20 protein-coding genes are annotated in these 18292 nt (G+C 65.5%); 11 read left to right on the forward strand and 9 right to left on the reverse strand.

What is annotated here, in order from left to right:
• Position 1: 1 nt before the first annotated feature.
• The 6 genes from AC1DGD_RS15395 to AC1DGD_RS15420 form a co-directional block, all read right to left on the reverse strand.
• Entirely contained in the window at positions 2 to 322 is a 321-nt protein-coding gene (locus tag AC1DGD_RS15395; RefSeq protein WP_476851155.1) for a 2Fe-2S iron-sulfur cluster-binding protein, read from the reverse strand.
• Positions 323 to 369: 47 nt separating this feature from the next.
• Entirely contained in the window at positions 370 to 1131 is a 762-nt protein-coding gene (locus AC1DGD_RS15400) for an SDR family NAD(P)-dependent oxidoreductase (protein ID WP_476851156.1), read from the reverse strand.
• Positions 1124 to 3001, reverse strand: a complete 1878-nt coding sequence (locus AC1DGD_RS15405) for a PEP-utilizing enzyme (RefSeq protein ID WP_476857381.1) — start codon at positions 2999 to 3001, stop codon at positions 1124 to 1126. Before AC1DGD_RS15405 ends, AC1DGD_RS15400 begins: the two co-directional genes overlap by 8 nt.
• A 68-nt stretch (positions 3002 to 3069) precedes the next feature.
• Entirely contained in the window at positions 3070 to 4263 is a 1194-nt protein-coding gene (locus AC1DGD_RS15410; protein ID WP_476857382.1) for a PEP/pyruvate-binding domain-containing protein, read from the reverse strand.
• 5 nt (positions 4264 to 4268) lie between these two features.
• Entirely contained in the window at positions 4269 to 5546 is a 1278-nt protein-coding gene (locus AC1DGD_RS15415) for a cytochrome P450 (RefSeq protein ID WP_476857383.1), read from the reverse strand.
• A 151-nt stretch (positions 5547 to 5697) separates the two neighbouring features.
• Entirely contained in the window at positions 5698 to 6492 is a 795-nt protein-coding gene (locus tag AC1DGD_RS15420; protein ID WP_476851160.1) for an IclR family transcriptional regulator, read from the reverse strand.
• Between the two features lie 165 nt (positions 6493 to 6657).
• Here AC1DGD_RS15420 and AC1DGD_RS15425 point away from each other — a divergent pair, with 165 nt between their 5' ends.
• The 3 genes from AC1DGD_RS15425 (at position 6658) to AC1DGD_RS15435 (ending at position 9461) form a co-directional block, all read left to right on the forward strand.
• Positions 6658 to 7131 (forward strand): MarR family winged helix-turn-helix transcriptional regulator, encoded by a 474-nt coding sequence (locus tag AC1DGD_RS15425; RefSeq protein ID WP_476857384.1) that lies wholly within the window; start codon positions 6658 to 6660, stop codon positions 7129 to 7131.
• Complete coding sequence (locus AC1DGD_RS15430; RefSeq protein WP_476857385.1) at positions 7128 to 8111, forward strand: zinc-binding alcohol dehydrogenase family protein; 984 nt, start codon at positions 7128 to 7130, stop codon at positions 8109 to 8111. The genes AC1DGD_RS15425 and AC1DGD_RS15430 overlap by 4 nt, the downstream gene beginning before the upstream one ends.
• A gap of 153 nt (positions 8112 to 8264) precedes the next feature.
• A complete protein-coding gene (locus tag AC1DGD_RS15435; protein WP_476857386.1) occupies positions 8265 to 9461 on the forward strand; it encodes a luciferase domain-containing protein in 1197 nt (398 codons plus the stop codon).
• A gap of 22 nt (positions 9462 to 9483) precedes the next feature.
• Here the strand turns inward: AC1DGD_RS15435 and AC1DGD_RS15440 are convergent, their stop codons facing one another.
• Positions 9484 to 9825, reverse strand: a complete 342-nt coding sequence (locus AC1DGD_RS15440) for a hypothetical protein (protein ID WP_476857387.1) — start codon at positions 9823 to 9825, stop codon at positions 9484 to 9486.
• A gap of 86 nt (positions 9826 to 9911) precedes the next feature.
• Here AC1DGD_RS15440 and AC1DGD_RS15445 point away from each other — a divergent pair, with 86 nt between their 5' ends.
• On the forward strand, positions 9912 to 10502 hold the full coding sequence (locus AC1DGD_RS15445) for a TetR/AcrR family transcriptional regulator (RefSeq protein ID WP_476857388.1): 591 nt from the start codon (positions 9912 to 9914) through the stop codon (positions 10500 to 10502).
• 146 nt (positions 10503 to 10648) lie between these two features.
• Entirely contained in the window at positions 10649 to 11290 is a 642-nt protein-coding gene (locus AC1DGD_RS15450; RefSeq protein WP_476857389.1) for an NADPH-dependent F420 reductase, read from the forward strand.
• A 96-nt stretch (positions 11291 to 11386) separates the two neighbouring features.
• Here the strand turns inward: AC1DGD_RS15450 and AC1DGD_RS15455 are convergent, their stop codons facing one another.
• Both AC1DGD_RS15455 and AC1DGD_RS15460 read right to left on the reverse strand, forming a co-directional pair.
• A complete protein-coding gene (locus AC1DGD_RS15455) occupies positions 11387 to 11881 on the reverse strand; it encodes a DUF1801 domain-containing protein (protein WP_476857390.1) in 495 nt (164 codons plus the stop codon).
• An 82-nt stretch (positions 11882 to 11963) separates the two neighbouring features.
• A complete protein-coding gene (locus AC1DGD_RS15460; RefSeq protein ID WP_476857391.1) occupies positions 11964 to 12896 on the reverse strand; it encodes a hypothetical protein in 933 nt (310 codons plus the stop codon).
• A 322-nt stretch (positions 12897 to 13218) separates the two neighbouring features.
• Here AC1DGD_RS15460 and AC1DGD_RS15465 point away from each other — a divergent pair, with 322 nt between their 5' ends.
• The 6 genes from AC1DGD_RS15465 (at position 13219) to AC1DGD_RS15490 (ending at position 18234) form a co-directional block, all read left to right on the forward strand.
• Entirely contained in the window at positions 13219 to 13776 is a 558-nt protein-coding gene (locus tag AC1DGD_RS15465; RefSeq protein ID WP_476851168.1) for a putative immunity protein, read from the forward strand.
• Positions 13777 to 14010: 234 nt separating this feature from the next.
• Positions 14011 to 14616 carry a dihydrofolate reductase family protein gene (locus tag AC1DGD_RS15470; protein WP_476857392.1) on the forward strand — a complete coding sequence of 202 codons (606 nt, stop codon included), beginning with the start codon at positions 14011 to 14013 and terminating at the stop codon, positions 14614 to 14616.
• A gap of 221 nt (positions 14617 to 14837) precedes the next feature.
• Positions 14838 to 15416 carry a GNAT family N-acetyltransferase gene (locus tag AC1DGD_RS15475; protein WP_476857393.1) on the forward strand — a complete coding sequence of 193 codons (579 nt, stop codon included), beginning with the start codon at positions 14838 to 14840 and terminating at the stop codon, positions 15414 to 15416.
• Entirely contained in the window at positions 15413 to 15790 is a 378-nt protein-coding gene (locus AC1DGD_RS15480; RefSeq protein ID WP_476857394.1) for a TetR/AcrR family transcriptional regulator, read from the forward strand. The genes AC1DGD_RS15475 and AC1DGD_RS15480 overlap by 4 nt, the downstream gene beginning before the upstream one ends.
• A gap of 530 nt (positions 15791 to 16320) precedes the next feature.
• Positions 16321 to 17319 (forward strand): NADP-dependent oxidoreductase, encoded by a 999-nt coding sequence (locus AC1DGD_RS15485; protein WP_476857395.1) that lies wholly within the window; start codon positions 16321 to 16323, stop codon positions 17317 to 17319.
• 48 nt (positions 17320 to 17367) lie between these two features.
• Positions 17368 to 18234, forward strand: a complete 867-nt coding sequence (locus AC1DGD_RS15490; protein ID WP_476857396.1) for an alpha/beta fold hydrolase — start codon at positions 17368 to 17370, stop codon at positions 18232 to 18234.
• Positions 18235 to 18292 lie beyond the last annotated feature (58 nt).

Genomic DNA, 18292 nt, shown 5'->3' on the forward strand with positions numbered 1-18292 from the left:
GCTACACCTGGGTTTCCGGGGTGGTGACGAACAGCTCCACCGTGTCCGTGAGCCGGAGCTGGCAGGACAGCCGCGAGTTGTCCTCACGGTCGACGGCGGTGCCGTAGAGCATTTCGTCTTCCATGTCCTCCATCGGCGGAAGCTGCGAAAGGCAGTCCTCGCGGACGAAGACATGGCAGGTAGCGCAGGACAATGAGCCGCCGCATTCGGCGACGATCCCGGGGACGCCGTTGCGGACGGCCGTTTCCATGACTGAATCGCCGGGGTTTCCCTGGACGTCGCGAACAGCGCCCCCGGCGTCGGTGAAATGAACCGTTGGCATGTGGTTCTCCTTAGGTTGAATCGGATGATGGCAGGCAAGGGAGCGCCTCAGATGAACTGGCGGCCGCCGTCCACCACCATGGTCTGGCCCGTGTAGTAGGAACTGTCCGGCCCAGCCAGGAAGAGGGCCGCGCCCACGATGTCCTCGGGCTGGCTGGCCCGCTTGATGGCCCCGCGCTCCACACCGTAGTTCTCGGCGTTCTCCATCAGGCCGTAGCTGGCTTCGGTGAGCGTGAAGCCGGGGGCGATCGCGTTGACCGTGATCCCCCGGCGCCCCAGTTCCTTGGCCATCACCCGGGTCATGGCCACCACGCCGCCCTTGGACGCGACGTAGTGGAGCCACTGTTCCGAGCCGCTGAAGATGGTGGCGCTGGAGAGGTTGATGACGCGCCCGCCCTCGGGCAGGTACGGGCTCGCCGCGCGGGTCACGAGCCAGGGGCCCTTGAGGTTGACGTTCATCACCAGGTCCCATTCGGCCGGGTCGATGTCCTCGAACGGGCTGCGGGTCACCCCCGCGTACACCGCCGCGTTGTTGAGGACGACGTCGATGCTTCCGTTCCCGAAGTCCGCGCAGTCCCGTGCGAGGATCTCAGTGGAGTCTACGCTGGTGACGTCCGCCGGGAAGGCTGCGGCCTCGGCGCCGAGTTCGCGGACCAGTTTGGCCGTCTGCTCAGCGCCCTCGAGGTTGATGTCGGCGACCGCCACGCGGTAGCCGCGGCCGGCAAAGCCGAGCGCAAACGCCCGGCCCAGCCCGCCGGCGGCACCGGTGATCAGGACGGTCCTTGCAGCCGGCGCGTTCAGCTCAGACATGACTGTGGGTGTGGGCGTGGGCGCCGGGTCCGGTCGCCAGGAGCTCCGGTTGGTCGGCATCGAGGATCTGCACGGTGCCCTTGGTGCCGTCCACCCGCAGCCGCTGGCCGGTCTTGATGGTGGTGGAGGCGGAACCCGTTCCGGTCACCGCCGGAAGACCGTACTCCCGGCAGACGATCGCCGCGTGGCTCATCATGCCGCCGATGTCCGTGACCGTGGCCTTGATCTTGCCGAAGATCGGGCCCCAGGACGGTGCGGTGACGGTGGCCACCAGGATCTCGCCCTGCTGCACCTCGGAGAGCTGGTCCGCGTCGGTGATGACGCGGGCCAGGCCCTCCACCACGCCCGGCGAGGCAGCCATGCCGCGCAGGCCCCCGCCCTCCACTTTCTCGCCGGCGCCCAGCCACTGCTGGACTTGCTCGGTGGTGATGCCCCACAGCATCCGGGTGAAGGGTTCGGTGATGGATTCCGGCGGGGTGTTCAGCGCCGGGGCAGGCCGGGCGGTCTTGAGCGCGTCCACGATTCCGCGGCGGCGCTCGATCTCTGCCGGCCAGTAGTCGGGACCGATCGGCTTGGCACCGACGCCCCAGCCCGTGACCAGGTCGAACAGCGCGTCGCGGACCTCGTTGCGGCCCAGGTAGAGGAGGTCGTCCGGTTCAGTCCAGAAGCCCTCGGCCTGCATCATGCGGGACAGCTCGCGGATCTTGCGCCAGAAGACGCCCATGGTCCAGTGCTCGATGTAGAAGTTGTGGTTCTCCACGTAGGGGTAGGCAGTGGCGGCGAGCCCGCGCTTGGCGTCGAAGAGGGCCTGGTTTTCCCCTTCCAGCAGCTCGCGGTATTCCTCGATGATGCGGTCGCGTTCGGCGATGAGCGCTTCCACAGGCCGCATGATCTCCTGGCCCTCGTCCACGCGGCGGATGTAGTCCGCGATGTAGCCGAGCGGGATTTCCTGGTGTTCGTTCCAGTACTTGTCGTGGCCGTAGAAGCCGTTGCCCACGGTGAAGTTGAACCACGGGTCCTTGGCGGCATCGTACTGGGACGTCCAGCGGTCACCGCCGGGGGCCGCGGCGATGGCAGCCAGGGTGGCCTCGACGTCGTCGGTGTTGCTGAAGTGGGCCTGGATCCCAAGTTCCACGGCAAGCTTGGCGAGCTGCTTGAGCTCGTCATCCGGGCGGAAGAGCTCCATGTCCACGCCCTGCACCATGGTGGCGATGGACTGGTCCGGGATGTTGGGGAAGACCTGCTTGCAGAAGTTGAAGAAGTCCAGGTAGGCGATGTAGCCGAGGTTGAGGAACTCGAAGTGGTACTGCCAGTTCTGGTAGGCCAGCTGGATGAGCCGGTCGTAGCTTTCCAGGAGCTTCTCGGAGCCGTCCTTGCCCTTGCCGGAGAGGATGTCCTCCATGGGGACCAGGTCCGGGAGCTTGGGGAAGGAAATGGTTTCCATCTCGTCGATGGTGCACTTGACCTTGACGTGCCACTGCTTGAGCAGCTGGTCCCAGTTCTGGAAGTAGTGGCCAACGCGCTGTTCGAACAGGGGCACGCGGGCGGCGATCTGGTCCGCCGGGACCGGGATGGGCGACATGTAGAGGTAGCCCAGGTGGACGCGGAACTCGATGCCGTTGGCGTTGGGGATCATCAGGTGCCGGGCGTTGTACTGGCCCAGGCACTTGACCGCGAACTCGCCGCCGATGGTCTCGAAGGGCTTGAACACGGTGGGCCAATGCTGGCTGTCGCAGAACCAGAACTTGGCGTCCTCCTGCTCCTTGAGCTTGTCCTGGAAGACCAGATAGTACGGGTAGATCTTTTCCCAGCCCTCGGCCCCGGCGGGGACCGCGAGCTCGGAGGGTTTGGGGAAGGACTTCAGGGACATGGCGGTCCTTTCAATACGGGCTCGGCGTTGAGCCTGGGTGACGTAGCGGACTAGCGGGTCGGAACGTTCTAGAAGGACGGCTTCAGCAGTGAGGACGTGATGCTGCCGAGGCTAAAGCCGGTGGCGGACGACGGCGCCGGGCCGGCCGGCGTCGTGATGGCCGGCGTCGTGGTGGCTGGCGTTGTCGGGGAAGCGGGTGCTGCCGCAGAAGTGGCGGGGCTGAGTCCGCTGAAGTAGCCGCCGGCGGCTGCCGAGGATGGGACAACAGGCTTCGAGGAGTGCACGGTTTCCGGGCGGGACTGCAGCAGGAGCAGGTTCTCCCCGTCCGGCAAGTCCGCATCGAGGGCCCACTCGATGTCCTGCGGGCACTTGTAGTGCTTCTCCGCGCGCTTGGCCATCTGCGCGACGGCGGTGAGCTCGGCGCCGGTGAGGCTGCGGCGGCCGCGGCGTTCGGCGTCGACCTCCCGCTCCACCAGGCGGCCGGCAACAGCGTCCGGGACGAGTTCGGCGTGCTTGTCGCCGAGGTGTTCGGAGACGACCGCCAGCGTGACCTTGTCCAGCATGATGTTGTCCGGCGTGACCTGGCCGGAGACCACCATCTCCCCCACCCCGTAGGAGGAGTCGATAGTGATCTTGGAACGGTCGCCGTTGGTGGGGTCCATGGTGATGGCGACGCCGGAGACCCGTGCGTTGACCATCTTCTGCACCACGACCGCCATCGAGAGGCCCTCGTTGGGGATGTTGTTCTTGAGCCGGTAGATGATGGCGCGGGATGTGAAGAGCGAGGCCCAGCACTGGCGGATGTGCTCGGTGACGGCCTTGACGCCGTCGAGCCAGAGGTAAGTGTCCTGCTGGCCGGCGAAGGAGGCGTCCGGCAGGTCCTCGGCGGTGGCGCTGGAGCGAACGGCCACCGGGACCGGCGACTCAAAGCGGGACATCAGGGACTCGTAGGCGGCGACGGTGAGCTCGCGCAGGGCCTGAGGCACCGCGCGGGAGCGGATGTCCGCCCGGATCGCGGCGGACACCCTATCCACCTGGCCCATGTCTTCGGGGTCCAGTCCTGCAAGGAGCTGGTGGATGTCCCGGGTGATCCCGGCTTCCTCCATGAAGGCATCGAACTGCGCGGTGGTGACCACGAAGCCGGGCGGGACGGGCATGCCGGCGGAGGTCATGGTGACCAGGGAGGCGCCCTTGCCGCCAAGGTTTTCGAGCTTCGGTTCGATGCCGCCGTCGAAGAACTGGACGTATTCGTTGCTCTGCATATTTCTCAGGCCTTCCAGGTGACGGGGACGGTCTCGGGGACGCGGAAGGAGAGGTTCTCCCGGAAGGAGATAGTTTCCGGATGCTCCAGCTGCAGCTCCGGGACGAGCCGGACCACTTCCTCGAGGGCGATCTTGGCTTGGAGCTTGGCGAGCATGTTGCCCAGGCAGTAGTGGATGCCAAACCCGAAGGACAGGTGCTCGCGGGCGTTGGGGCGGGTGATGTCGAAGTCCTCGCCGGCGTCGAACTTGATGTCATCCCGGTTGGCTGAGCCCATGAGGAGCAGCAACTGTGCGCCTTCTTCGATGGCGACGCCGCCAACTTCAGCGTCCTTGAGGGCCTTGCGGCGCCAGCCGACGATCGAGCCGGCGTAGCGCAGGACTTCGTCGATGGCGGCGGGAATTTTTTTCGGGTCCTCCACCAGCTGCTTCCACTGCTCGGGGCGGGCCAGGAGTTCGCGGAGGGCGTTGGAGATCAGCGTGGTGGTGGTCTCGTGGCCGGCGAAGAGCAGGCTATAGAGGACGGAAGCGACCTCGTGGTCGGAGATTTCGGCGCCGTCCTGCTGCGCTTTGACCAGGTCCGCGGTGAGGTTGTCGCCGCCTTCCTCGTGAGCCACCCTGACTAGCCGGAGGCATTCCTGCCAGTACTCCACCAGGTTGTGGGCGTGCGGGATCTGTTCGTCGTCAGTGAGGTCGCCCCACGTCATGGCAGCGCGGGAATCGCTCCAGCGCTTGAAGGTGTCGACCTGGGCTACGTCTGCGCCGATCAGGGTGAGGATGGTGATGGTGGGGACGTCGTAAGCAAGGTCCTTGACCATGTCGCCGCGGCCTTCCGGCCGGGCCAGCATTTCTTCAAGCAGTCCGACGACGTTTTGCCGGATGAACGGTTCCAGAGCCTTGTAGCGGCGGGGGGTGAAGGCCTTCTGCACCACGGCGCGGATGCGGGTGTGCTCCGGCGGGCGGCGGGCGGAGAGGCCCGAGTAGGCGGTGAAGCCGCCGTCGTCCATGATCTTCTTGGCCGCGGCACCGCGTTCGCGGACGGGCGCCTGGGCGTTTTCGCTGGAGAAAGTCTCCCAGTCTTCAAAGACGGCCTTGATGTCGTCATAGCGGGAGACGACATAGAGGCCGATCCGCTCGTCGAACATCACGGGCTGCTCGGCCCGGAGTTCGGCGTAGGCGGGGAAGGGATCCTTCATCTGGAACGGCTCGTAGCCGTGGTGCCCCGTAGGGGCTTCGGCGCCGTGTCCGAAGGGACAGCGGCCGGCCGTTTCAGTCGACGATGACATCTGGGCTCCTTGGTTTTCCGGTCCCGCTGACAGCAGCAGTGCATGCCGGGGGTTCTTCCTCCAGTGTGGCCCCCGTCACCTCGGGATGGCAGGAAAGGCTTCCACTGAGCGGAAGTCACTTTGCCGCGGGCCTGCAGCTGCAGGGTTCGGCCTAGTGCGATGCCGCAGTGTGGCTGCCCAGCAGCGTTTCCAGCGGGATCCGCGCGGTGGCGCGTTCGATCTGCGCCGAGATGCCCCTCAGGACGGGAAGGTGGCGGCTCATCGTGGCGGCCTGGCTCGTGGGAAGCACCAGGCCGATCGCGGCGCCGATTCTGCCGGTGTGGAAGACCGGGACGGCGATGGAGCACGAGCCCAGCCGGACTTCCTCGAGCGTAGTGGCGTAGCCCTGCTCCCGGATCTGGGTCAGTTCGGCGGCCAGTTTTCTCGGGTCAACGTGGGTGTGCGCGGTGTGCCGCTCGAGCTGCCGGTTCAGGTAGGCGTCGCGGACCCAATCCTCCTCGAAGGCCAGGAGGACCTTCCCGACGGCGGTCGCGTGCATGGGCAGGCGTCCGCCGACGCGGGAAGCTCGGGGCAGGCGCTTGGAGCCGTAGACGCGGTCGATGTACAGCACCTCGTGGCCGGACCGGACGGCCAGGTGCGCGGTTTCGCCCGTGAGGGAGAAAAGATCCTGGATGTATGGGCGCGCCGCGTCGCGGAGCTGCCGCCCGGTGTTCTGGGCAAGCTCCCAGAGGCGGATGCCCAGCTGATAGCGGCCGTTGGGCTCGCGGGAAAGTAATCCCCAGTCCGTGAGCTCGTTGACAAGCCGGTGGGCGGTGCTCAGGGGCAGCCCGGATTTTTCCGCGATTTCCGTCAGGCTGAGGGCACCCCGGGACTTTTCGAAGGCTTCCAGGATGGAGAGCACCTTCGAGGTCACAGTTCTACCGGGCTCACTGCTGCCGCCAGCCATCAAGGCTCCTCTGCGATATTCGCCCATCGTCGATGGTCGCCGGGACGTCCGATCAGAGTCTAGCCCTCGAGCAGGAGCACACGAGTTCGCCAAAGAGCTGCAGCCGGCCGGTAAGTAGAATCCGGGGAAGTATCTTCCATGGAATCCAAATGCTAATCTTGATCCATGGACACCAGAACTGGCCAGACTGACTTCTACCCCCTCTTCAGCGCACTGACCCGGCTGGAAACCGAGCTGTGGGATGCGGTCGACGCCCGCCTGCGCCAGGAATGCGGACTTCCCCTCGGCAGGTTCGAGGCGATGGTCGTCGTCTCCTCCCTTGGCACGTGCAGGGTGTTCGACATCGCGTCGGCGCTGGCCATAACAGTGGGCGGCGCCAGCAAGCTGGTTGACCGTGTTGAGGCGGCCGGGTACTGCTCGCGGAAGATGAACCCGGGCGACCGGCGCTCCTCCCTCCTTGACCTCACGGAAGAAGGGAAGGCGGTGGTCGCTCGGGGACGCGCAGTGATCGAGGCCGAACTCGCGCGCTGGTTCACCCCGGCCCTGAGTCCGCAGGAGACCACCACCCTGCTGGACCTCCTGACACGGGTCCGCAGCGGCCAGCGGCCCTCCGTGGACTCGACGGCGGCCGGTCAGTGAGCGGCGGCACCATGCGGGCCGTGGTGCTGGATGGCCCAGGGCCGGCCGAGGCGCTGGTCATTCGCGACCTGCCCATCCCCGTGCCGCTGCCGGGCCAGGTGCTCATCCGGGTCCGGGCGTTCGGGCTCAACCGCTCGGAACTGCACACCCGCCTGGGCCTGGCCGAGGGCGTCACGTTCCCGCGCGTGCCCGGAATCGAAGCTGTCGGCGAGGTGGCCGACTCCCCCGGCGGCGAGTTCCGCACCGGGCAGAAGGTCGCCACCCTGATGGGGGGCATGGGCCGCGTGTTCGACGGCGGCTACGCCGAGTACACGTGCGTGCCGGCCCGGCAGGTGATTGCCTTCGAATCAGAGCTGCCCTGGTCCGTCATCGGCGCCGTTCCTGAGATGCTGCAGACCGCCCACGGCTCCCTCACCATTGGCCTGGACATCCAGGCCGGCCAGAGCCTGCTCATCCGCGGCGGAACCTCCTCCGTCGGCATGGCCGCCGCAATACTTGCCAAGCGCCGCGGGCTCACCGTCCTGGCCTCAACGCGCGACGAAGCCAAACGGGAAGCGCTCGCCTCGATCGGCGTCGATCATGTCCTGATCGACGACGGCGACCTCGCCACTGCCGTGCGCCGCATTGTTCCGGGCGGAGTCGACGCCGCCCTCGAACTCGTCGGCACCCCCACGCTGCCCGACACGTTGCGCGCCACCCGGGTCCACGGCGTCGTCTGCTTCACCGGGATGCTCTCAAACCAGTGGACAGTCCCGGACTTCTATCCGATTGACTACATTCCGCGGGGCGTCCGGCTTACCTCCTACACAGGCGGCGCCCCCGACCTCCCCGGCGGCGTGCTCCAGGAATTCCTGCAGGCCGTCAGTGACGGCACCGTGATGGTACCCATCGGCAAGGTCTACACCCTCGATGACATCGTCCAGGCCCACACGGACATGGAGAAAAACCGCGTCAGCGGCAAACTCGTCGTCACCACGTAAGACCCACAGCCGGCAGCGAATGCTACGTCCCCCCAACCCTGTTGCGACGCCCCGCTGATTCGCAACAGTCGCTGGGGGAATACGCGACGCGCAATAATACTTGAAGCTTCAAGAGAAACTTATTGTGCCCAACACCCCCGAGCAGGAGCATTCATGCGCATCTCCGAGAAGTCCACCGATCTTGACGGCCGCCACCCGGGCACTTCGGCAGTGGCGACGACGGCCGGGTCGTCCGACCCTGCGGCTCCCCTGGTGGTGCTGTTGCACGGCCGGGGCTCAAGCGAGCGCGAGATCATTGCCCTCGCCGACCACCTGCCGCCCGGCCCGGCCTACGCCGCCGTCCGGGCGCCGATCGCAGAGGGCGGCGGCTATGCATGGTTTGCCAACCGTGGCATCGGCCGTCCGGTCGCCGAGTCGCTGACGGCATCCATGGCGTGGTTCCGAACCTGGCTCGATGCTGTCGCCCCCGCAGGCCGGCCGGTCGTGCTCGTCGGCTTCAGCGGGGGTGCAGCATTCGCTGGCGGGCTGGTCCTTGCAGATCCGCAACGATTCTCCGGTGCGGCTATTCTGTACGGCACCTTGCCGTTCGACGCCGGTGTCCCGGTCACGCCGGCCCGGCTGGCAGGCCTTCCGGTTTTCGTCGCTCAGGGCGATCAGGACAAAGTCATCCCGACGGAACTGCTGGACCGCACCTGGAATTATTTGCTGACGGATTCCGCCGCCCCCGCCTACGCCCGCCGCGACCCCGGAGGGCACCAGATCAGCGGCCAGACGCTCCGTGAACTCGCGGGCTGGATCCACGAGCGACTGTCGTTCCTGGCTCGTTCCGGAGCGAATGAAGGCACCACCGGCGGACGCTGGTCGGCCCTGCCGGACGGCACTCTTCCCCGCAGGGCCGGTCAGCGTCCCACCGTGTCATGGACAATCCCGCAGGAACAGCGCAGTGACAATGCGCCAGTGGACCTTCAGGAAAAGTTGTTCGCCAGGATCAGTTCGCTCGCCGGAGTCTCGACTTCGCAGTCCGTTATCTCCGTTCCAGGCGCGCGGGGCCTGATGATAAAGCCGGAACCTGACGCTCCCGAGGATGCGTTCCTGGTCCCCTCAGCCGGGGAGCTTGCCCACCAGCACCCGCCCCACGACGGCTCCCTCCACCTGGCCCTGCCACCCCAACTGGCCGCGGACGCAATCGCCAAGGGCTGGGCAGTGGCCCACCCGCTGGCCGGCATCCGGCCGGCTCGAGGCATGGTCATGGTCTACGGGCCCCGCGACGAGAATGAGCTGCACGTGGTCGCTGCAATGGTAGAGACCAGTCACGCCTGCGCCACAGGCCCCGACGCCCACAGGTTGTAACGTTCCGGCAGGCCGGCCCCGATCATGCACCCCGGCGTGGCTTGCGAACCCGCGCATGGCGTTTCGCATTGTGCCGCGCCCGAGTGCGCGTGGCAACGTGGCCCAGCTTCGCCTGGAGCAGGAGAAGGCGGGGAACGGCGAAGTAGACGGCAATGGGAACGACCACAAGAGTGAGCGTAAAAGCGCGCAGGATCGGTGGCCACTCCGGCGCCAAAGCGGCCAAAATACTCATCCCGATTGCGGCCAGCGGAAAGATCGCCACCCAGGTGATAGCAGCCCTCACATGGACCGATGCCACACCGACGGTTCGGTGATGATGCGCATCCGTTTCATCGGCCGCTAGCGCCTTACCCTCGTGTTCCACTCAATCTCCAAACGTCTGGTTGGAATTGATGCTACTGCGCGCTGTTTCGCGAAAGCAAACAAACGGTTGGAGTTATGATGGGGGCCATGGCCTGGGACACTGATGCGACGCAGAAGAAGATCCTCGATGCCGCAATTACCGAGTTCTCCGATCGGGGCTTCTCCGGTGCGCGTATCCATCAGATTTCGCGGATCTCCGGGTGCAACCGCGAACGGATTTACTTCTACTTTGGCGGCAAGGCCGGACTCTTTGAAGCTGCGCTCACCCGCGAACTCGTCACCGCCCTGGACGACCTTCCGGTCGCCGGCATGGGTCCTGGTGCGATCGGAGAGTTCGCGGGACGGTACTTTGATTTTTCCAGGAGCCGCCCCAGCCTCGCACGCCTTACCTTTTGGGAGGGGCTTGAGCAGGGACATCCAGTAGGAGCCGAGGCCCGCACCCTCCGCTCGGCGAACAAAGTCACCGAGATCCGGAATGCCCTACCGGCCTTGAGCGAGGCCGCGGCCGAAGACCTGCTCCTGACCATCGTCACCCTGTGCCACGCCTGGGTCGCGAGCCCGAATGTCCCCCTCGTGATCACCGGACCGCCGGACGCAGAGCGCAGGCGCGCATCCATCGTGCGCACCGGCGAACTGCTCGCTCAAGATGCCGTGGATACGGCCCAGCGGCCGTCATAGGCGCGAATACTCCGTTCCGTTCGAAAAAATAGTTGACGCTTCAACTTTACCGACGTACATTTAGTTGTAGCTTCAAGCATCACTCCCCAAGAGAACAGAATCTGATGAAAACCCTCCTGGCCCGCATATTCGGAAAGAAGACACCCATGACGAACCTCACCATCATCGGCAACGGCAACATGGCCCGCGGCATCGCCACCCGAGCACTCGCCGGCGGCCTGACCGTGGAAATCCTCGGACAGGACATCACCAAAGCGCAGGAACTGGCCGCCGAGCTCGGCGCCGGCGTCACCTTCGGGACCACCGCCGAGGCCCCGCAGGGCGCCATCGTGGTCCTCGCTGTCCCGTTCGACGCCGCCAAGAACGTCGTCAGCGCCTACGGCGAGGCCCTGACCGGCAAGACCATCGTCGACATCACCAACCCGGTGAACTTCGAGACCTTTGACTCCCTGGTCGTTGAACCCGGCACCTCCGCCGCCGAAGAAATCGCGCAGCTTGCCCCCGCCGGCGCCAACGTGGTGAAGGCGTTCAACACCACCTTCGCCGGCACCCTCGTCGCCGGAGAGTCAGGCGGACAGCCCCTGGACGTCTTCATCGCCGGCGACAACGCGGACGCCACCGCCGCCGTGAGCAGCTTCGTCAGCGTCGGCGGCATGCGCCCCCTGGTGGTCGGTCCGCTCAAGCGCTCCCGGGAACTCGAAGGCTTCCAGTTCGTCCTCATGACCATGCAGGCCAACCCCGAGTTCGCCGACTTCAACTGGGACACCGGACTTCAGGTCACCAAGTAACCCGGACAGCGATAGGCGACAAAAATATACGCAAGAGGACGACGGCGGGCCGGCCCGCCGTCGTGCTCTTGTTTGCCTCGGCGGCAGGCCTCCGGTTCAACGCTTCTTGCCCCCGACACCCGGCACGGACGCGACCTGCTTCATCCACGCCGCGATCTGGCGTTCGTCGACGTCGTCCATGGATTCGAGCTCCACACCCCGAGTCGACTTGCCCATCCCCACCGGTGTCACCGGAGGTACGGGCTCGAGCGCGGCGCCATTCACAAACATGAGCTTGACATGGCCAGCAAATCCGCCGCAGCTGAAGCACCACCCGTCGCCGACTCCGTAGTAGGACATGCCCCACTTCACTGAGCGCCGGAGGCCGGGCAGTGTCTTTGCCGCCAAAGCATCGACCGTTTCGGCGATGCCCCGCTGCGGCTGTGGCAGGCTGGCGATATATGCGAAGACCGGCTTGTCGCCGACCGCCGCTTTCGCCGGGCTTGCCCTGCCGGTCATGGCTTCCGGCAGAGTTGGGGCGACGTCAACACGCGCACCGGTGCGCGTTGCCGGCTTTTGGGCTTCCCTCTTACCGATCTCCCCGCTGGTCATGGAGGGTATTATTCCTCACCCATCGCCAGACGGAACCACAACCGTTTTCTCGCGAGCCGTATCGGGCTCTTCGGGGAAGTTGCTACCTGTCCGCAGTTATCGATTCCAGGACGGCCTGGAATGCTGGACTTACTCGTATCCCCAGGCCACCATCGTCGGACACCTCGGTAAGTTGCTCGTAGCTCGTCCCGTTCCACCAAAAGACGTGTGGACTCACCGGTGCAGGTGAATCGCTGTATCCCATGGCGGCGAATCGGGCCATTCCGTTAACCGCCGAAATGACGGTGGCGTCTTCGATGATGTGCCAAACGACTTGGTGTCGGTTCGGGACGCTCATGAGCCAGCCGAATTCTTCTCGGACGCGCTTGCCCATGACTTCTGAGGCCAAGTCGGGAAGAAGCAGAGCCCGGCTCCCGGTATAGACAGATTCACCTAACAGAGCCGTGAACGAGCCCCCTCCCGGTGCAGGGAGGGTTTCGAGTTTTTCGACTGCCAGCCCGCGAAGGTTCGCAATACCCTGGGTTCTGAGGGCTTCGAACCCGCCGAACTTGTTTGCGTTGTTGTGACTGAAAACGGTAACCGTGTCCGGGAGGTCGAGCGCGATCATCTCGACGATGCCCGGCGCGAACTCCCTGTGCGGGTAGCCGTCGATCCCTGGCATGCTCGCCTCATCATAAAGGCGTGCGAAAGTCTGCTTCGCTACATCAGCAGGGGCAAGGATGTCGAACGGATCGGGTGCGTCGAAGCTCGCCAGAACGCGTTGAAGATGTTCGCGTATCAGGTCCCGCCACAAGGATTGCGGCTGGTCACCACAAGCGGCGGCCACGTTCCAAAATCCGAATTCACGCCCGGAGTCATCGACAGCGTGGCCGGGCTGAACATGGACTTCGAGTCCCATCTCTGCGAAAACTTCGCGCGTGATCGTTCGGAAATGGTTAGCGCCTGAAATCGTGAAGAACGTGAGGTGCGAATCAAGCGGTTCCGGTTCGGGAGACTTCTTCCTGAAGATGCCCACAATGACCCGCTTTCGTTGTGGCGGTCGATCGATTCAAGTCGACACTGCCCGGCCTGGGAGTTTCTGCTGCCGTCAGTGGGCCCACAGGCTGAACCCGATTCCGATTCTGTCGCAGTCCGATGGGAACCCAGGTTGCGACCCGCCCGGTAGAGACCTCCAGCCGGAACAGGCGGCATTGCTTTAGGGGCGGGTCCGGCACACCCAAGTCATGTCCAGGGTTCCGGCCGGGAATCCAGACGTGCCCACGTATCGAGACCGAGATTCGCGTCCATCGCACTGCCCGTAAGCCGACCGGTCTGCACAGCATGTGTATGGTGCTGATATGGCTTCTCCGCAGACGCTGAGTGAGCCCGAGCGCCGCGTCGTCGCGACTTGGGCCGCAGACTGCGCTGAGCGGGTTGTGGCTTTATTTGAGGCCGAGGCGCCGGCAGATGATCGCCCCCGCGACGCCATCGCCCGGGCGCGGGCCTTCGCCCGCGGTGAACTCAGTGCCGCCGACGAGATCCGCCGGCGGTTTGTGGCCGGCCGTGCCGCACGCGAGGTGACCAGCCCTGCTGCGGTGGCTGCCGCCCGGTCCGCCACGCAAGCCGCCGCCGTCGCCCACATGGGCGCGCACGCCCTGGGGGCAGCCGCGTATGCCGCGAAAGCGGCCGGACTGGCCGCGCCCGGTCGGCCCCAGACGATCGACGACGAGATCCACTGGCAACTCGAGCACATGAGCGCCGAAGCCCGGTCCGCGCTCCGGCGCCTGCCACCGCTGGGCGCGAATCCCGCCGGTCCGCTGGGGCCAGGACTTCTCGCATCCGGAATCCTCGCCTCGATCATCCGCACGATCCAGGCCGACTTGGCCCGCCCCGACCAGCCTGCCTCCTCCAGTTGAATCTGCCGCCCGCAAGCCGGTCCCCCACCGCGACACCATCCGCCCGCACTGGTGCTGCCAGAAAATCCGATACAGCTACTGGATTCCTGGAAGCCAGCAGCTTGGCCCACGTGCCCGGGTGAGGAGACCGTCGGGACCAGCCGCCGGAGACGGTGGTCGAGGATGCCATCACCTGCTACGATCCCCAGAATCCCCACGACCGCATGCAAGTCGCTATCACTCTGGAGGTTCGCGATGCCGGACACCACCTGCCACATGTCGATCTCGCTGGATGGCTTCGTCGCCGGGCCGGACCAGAGCCGCGAGAACCCCCTGGGCAAGCGGGGGCTGGAGCTGCACCGCTGGCACATCGGCGACCCGCGGGCCAACGATGCCGACAAGGTCGCGAACGAGTGGCTCATGCGCCCACGGGGTGCGTATGTGATGGGGCGGAACATGTTCGGCCCGGTCCGCGGGGACTGGGATGAGGACTGGGCCGGGTGGTGGGGAGCCGAACCGCCGTACCACGCGCCGGTGTTCGTGCTGACCCATCACGGACACGACCCGATCCAGATGGACGGCGGAACGACCTTCCACTTCGTCACCGAGGGCTTCGACGCGGCCTACTCCGCAGCCCGCCAGGCCGCCGGGGACAAGGGCGTGGACATCGCCGGCGGGGCCTCGACCGTCCGGCAGGCACTGATCGCCGGCGTGATCGACGAGCTCACCCTCGACATCGCACCGGTCCTGCTCGGTTCGGGCGAACGTATTTTCGACGGGGTTGAATCCTTCGGCTTCGAGCCCGCCGAGGTGCTCCACTCACCGCTGGCCACCCACATCCGCTATCGCCGCGTCGGCTGACTCCGAACTGGGATCCGGCCCGCTCCGGCCCAGGTACAACCCGGTCTGAAGCCCAGGGTGTGCACATTGCGCACACCCTCCTTTTGCCCACTTCGGAGCCCCCCACCCAGGGGCCACATATGCCTGAGACCACTCCCAACGGCCAATAAGCTCGTCCAGCGACGGTAATCCGACCTCCCCGATCGGTGTGACGGGTCTCCCCCCGGTGCGAGAATGTCTGCATGCTCACCTTCCTGGAGACTGAACGACTTCTGCTCCGGCAGTTCACCCCCGACGATGCGGAGCTACTCGTGGAACTGGACAGCGATCCGCGCGTGATGCGGTACATCACCGGCGGTATCCCCACCCCCCGGGGCGAGATAGAAGGCGATTTCCTCCCGGCATTCCTCGACTACTACCAGCGCTTTCCCGGCTACGGGTTCTGGGCCGCGATCGAGAAGACGACCGGGGAATTCCTCGGCTGGTTCCACTTCCGGCCAGGCCCCGACGATCCACAAGATCAGCCGGAACTGGGCTACCGGTTGCGCCACGCGGCCTGGGGAAAGGGGCACGCGACGGAGGGATCGCGGGCGCTGATCGCCAAGGGGTTCACCGAGTTCGGGGTGCAACGGGTTGTAGCCTCGACCATTGCAGTCAACACGGCCTCCCGAAGGGTGATGGAGAAATCCGGGATGCGCCTCGTACGGGCCTTCGTCGCGGACTGGCCGGTGTCCGTTCCGGGCGAAGAGCGCGGCGACGTCGAGTACGCGATCACCCGAGATGAATGGGAGACTGACGATTCCCGCCTTCGTCCCCAGTGACCCGCCCGTATCCGCGCGCGGCCAAGGTTGCCCTTCAGCAGCTTCAGTGCCCCCCGCGCGGAAACCAGTTCGAAGGCTTCGATGCTTCCGTCGCGGTCCTCGCCAGCCAGGCATGCGCACAACTGCGTGAGTTCATCCAATCCCGGCTGCTGCACGGCGTAAGCGGCCGCAGCGGTGACGATGCCGCTCTCCGGGCTGGACTCGCCTCATCGATGCTGGTCGGGATCGTCACCAGCAGGCGGATCATCGGCGTGCCTGTGCTGGTCGACGCGGACACGGAGAAACTGGTGGCGACCGTAGCTCCGGCGATCCAGCAGATCCTGGTCGGCGCACCCTCCCAGACTGACCGGATCGTGGAAGGCACCGGCGCGTGACTGCCATTGAAAGTCATGTCACATAGGACTCGTGGGCTGCATGAACTCGTGTCAGCTGAAATAGGCAGGTAGGGGCCCAGCCACCAGCAACGGCATCAGGTGTACAGGGGCTTGGACAATGTCCACGCTATCTTTGGCCGGACAAAGGTCCGCCAGCCCCTCCCGGCCACACGCCAATTCGAAGTCATGGTGGCCTGACTGCGCTGACCCTACACGGCCGGGGAGTACGCGGACCTCCGCGTCCTCCCGGAAAACCTGACAGCGACCGATCAACGTTGAAGCCCGGATTAGACTCACGCACACGGGCAAGCCCCCCGTTCCTCTGCGGCTTCCCACCGGATGTCACCATCACCGATCAGGACCCCTATGCGGAGATTGCATGTTTCCTGAAGATCCATCGCGGGAATGTGGCCCGAACATTCAAATGAACGCGCGCACCCAACGGTTCACTTGACAATATTTCTGAGTCAACTCAAAATTGAGTAGGCTCATGTTTAACCAAACCGTACGTCATAGAGGAGCAGCACGCCATGAGGGCATTCGTCGTCACCAAGTACAAGGAGCCGCTTCGCGCAGCAGACGTCCCTGAGCCGACCGTCGGCGACCGCGATGTGCTGGTCCAGGTCCAGGCAGCTGGCCTCAACCAATTGGACGAAAAGATCCGCCTGGGTGAGTTCAAGCAGATCCTCCCGTACAAGCTGCAGCAGATCCTTGGCAACGATGCCGCCGGCACAGTCATCCGTGTCGGGGCAGAGGTGTGCGGCTTCAAACCCGGTGACGAGGTCTACGCCCGCCCCGACAAAGACCGCATCGGCACGTTCGCCGAACGCATCGCCATCACCGAGGCCGATCTGGCACTGAAACCCGCATCGATCAGCATGGAGGAGGCCGGCTCACTACCGCTGGTTGCACTTACGGCGTGGCAGGCCCTCGTTGAGCAAGGCAACGTACGTCCGGGGCAGAAAGTCCTCATTCACGCCGGGGCCGGCGGGGTCGGGTCGATCGCGATCCAACTCGCCAAGCACCTCGGCGCCACCGTCGCGACCACCGCCAGTGCCTCCAACGCCGACTTCGTGCGCGATCTCGGCGCGGACACTGTGATCGACTACCGTACGCAGGACTTCGAACAGCTCCTCACCGGGTACGATCTGGTGCTCGACAGCCTCGGCGGGGAGAACCTCGTCAAGTCACTGCGCATCCTCAAGCCCGGCGGGAAGGCGATCGGAATCGCCGGCCCGCCGGACCCGGCATTCGCGCGCAAAGCCGGCCTTAACCCTGTGCTGCGCCTGGCGATCGCGGGGCTCAGCAGCAGGATCCGGCGGCAGGCGAAGAAGCTCGGCGTCAGCTACGAGTTCCTCTTCATGCGTGCCAGCGGCGACCAGCTGCGCCAGATCACCGCCCTGGTTGACGACGGCGTGCTGCGCCCGGTCGTTGGACGGGTCTACGACTTCGCCCAGACCCCACAGGCGCTCGAGTCGCTGGCCAAGGGCGGCCTCCGCGGCAAAGCCGTCGTCACCCTTCCCTCCTGAGCCGCTGGCAGCCATTCACCTCACAGACCACCCAGGAGGACTACCAGCATGAGCAGCTTTGACACCCCGAACGGCTCTGTCGTCACCTCGTACGCGAAGGCCGCCACACGCTCCATCACTTCAGGTGGCGTCACCTACGCCTACCGCGAGCTGGGGCCCAAGACCGGCATCCCCGTCGTATTCTTCGTGCACCTTGCCGCGACCCTGGACAACTGGGACCCGCGCATCATCGAGCCCATCGCGAAGAACCGCCACGTCATCACCTTCGACCAGCGCGGTGTCGGCGCCTCCACCGGGCAGGTGCCCGACAACGTCGAGGCGATGGCCGACGACGCCTACACCTTCATCAAGGCCCTCGGGTTCGACCAGGTCGACGTCTTCTCCTTCTCAATGGGCGGCATGATCGCCCAGGACCTGGTCCTCAAGCATCCCGACCTCGTCCGCAAGCTCGTGCTGGCTGGTACCGGGCCGCAAGGCGGCAAGGACATCGACGAGGTCGTCGGCACCACCTACTGGGACGTCCTCCGCGCGACCCTGACGCGCTCGGACCCGAAGGAGTTCCTGTTCTTTAACCGCAACGCGACCGGCAAGCCGGCCGCGAAGGCGTTCATCAAGCGCTTGCAGGAGCGCACTGTCGACCGCGACAAGCCGATCAGCACCAAAGCCTTCCAGACTCAGCTGAAGGCAATCCGGAAGTTCGGCCGCTCCGCGCCGTCGGACCTGTCAAGGCTCACCCACCCCACCCTCATCGCCAACGGCGACAACGACCGCATGGTGCCGTCGGTCCTGTCCGGGGACCTGCACCGGCGCATCAAGGGATCCGAGCTGATCATCTACCCCGATTCGGGCCACGGCGGAATCTTCCAGTTCCACGACAGGTTCTCCCCCGTCGCCGTAGAATTCCTCGCCCACTGACCAGCACGTACCTGACAAGATCCCGCTAGCAGAGCAGAGAGTCACTGTGGCTGTGCCC

This window comes from Arthrobacter sp. 05T45 (genome assembly GCF_056395875.1).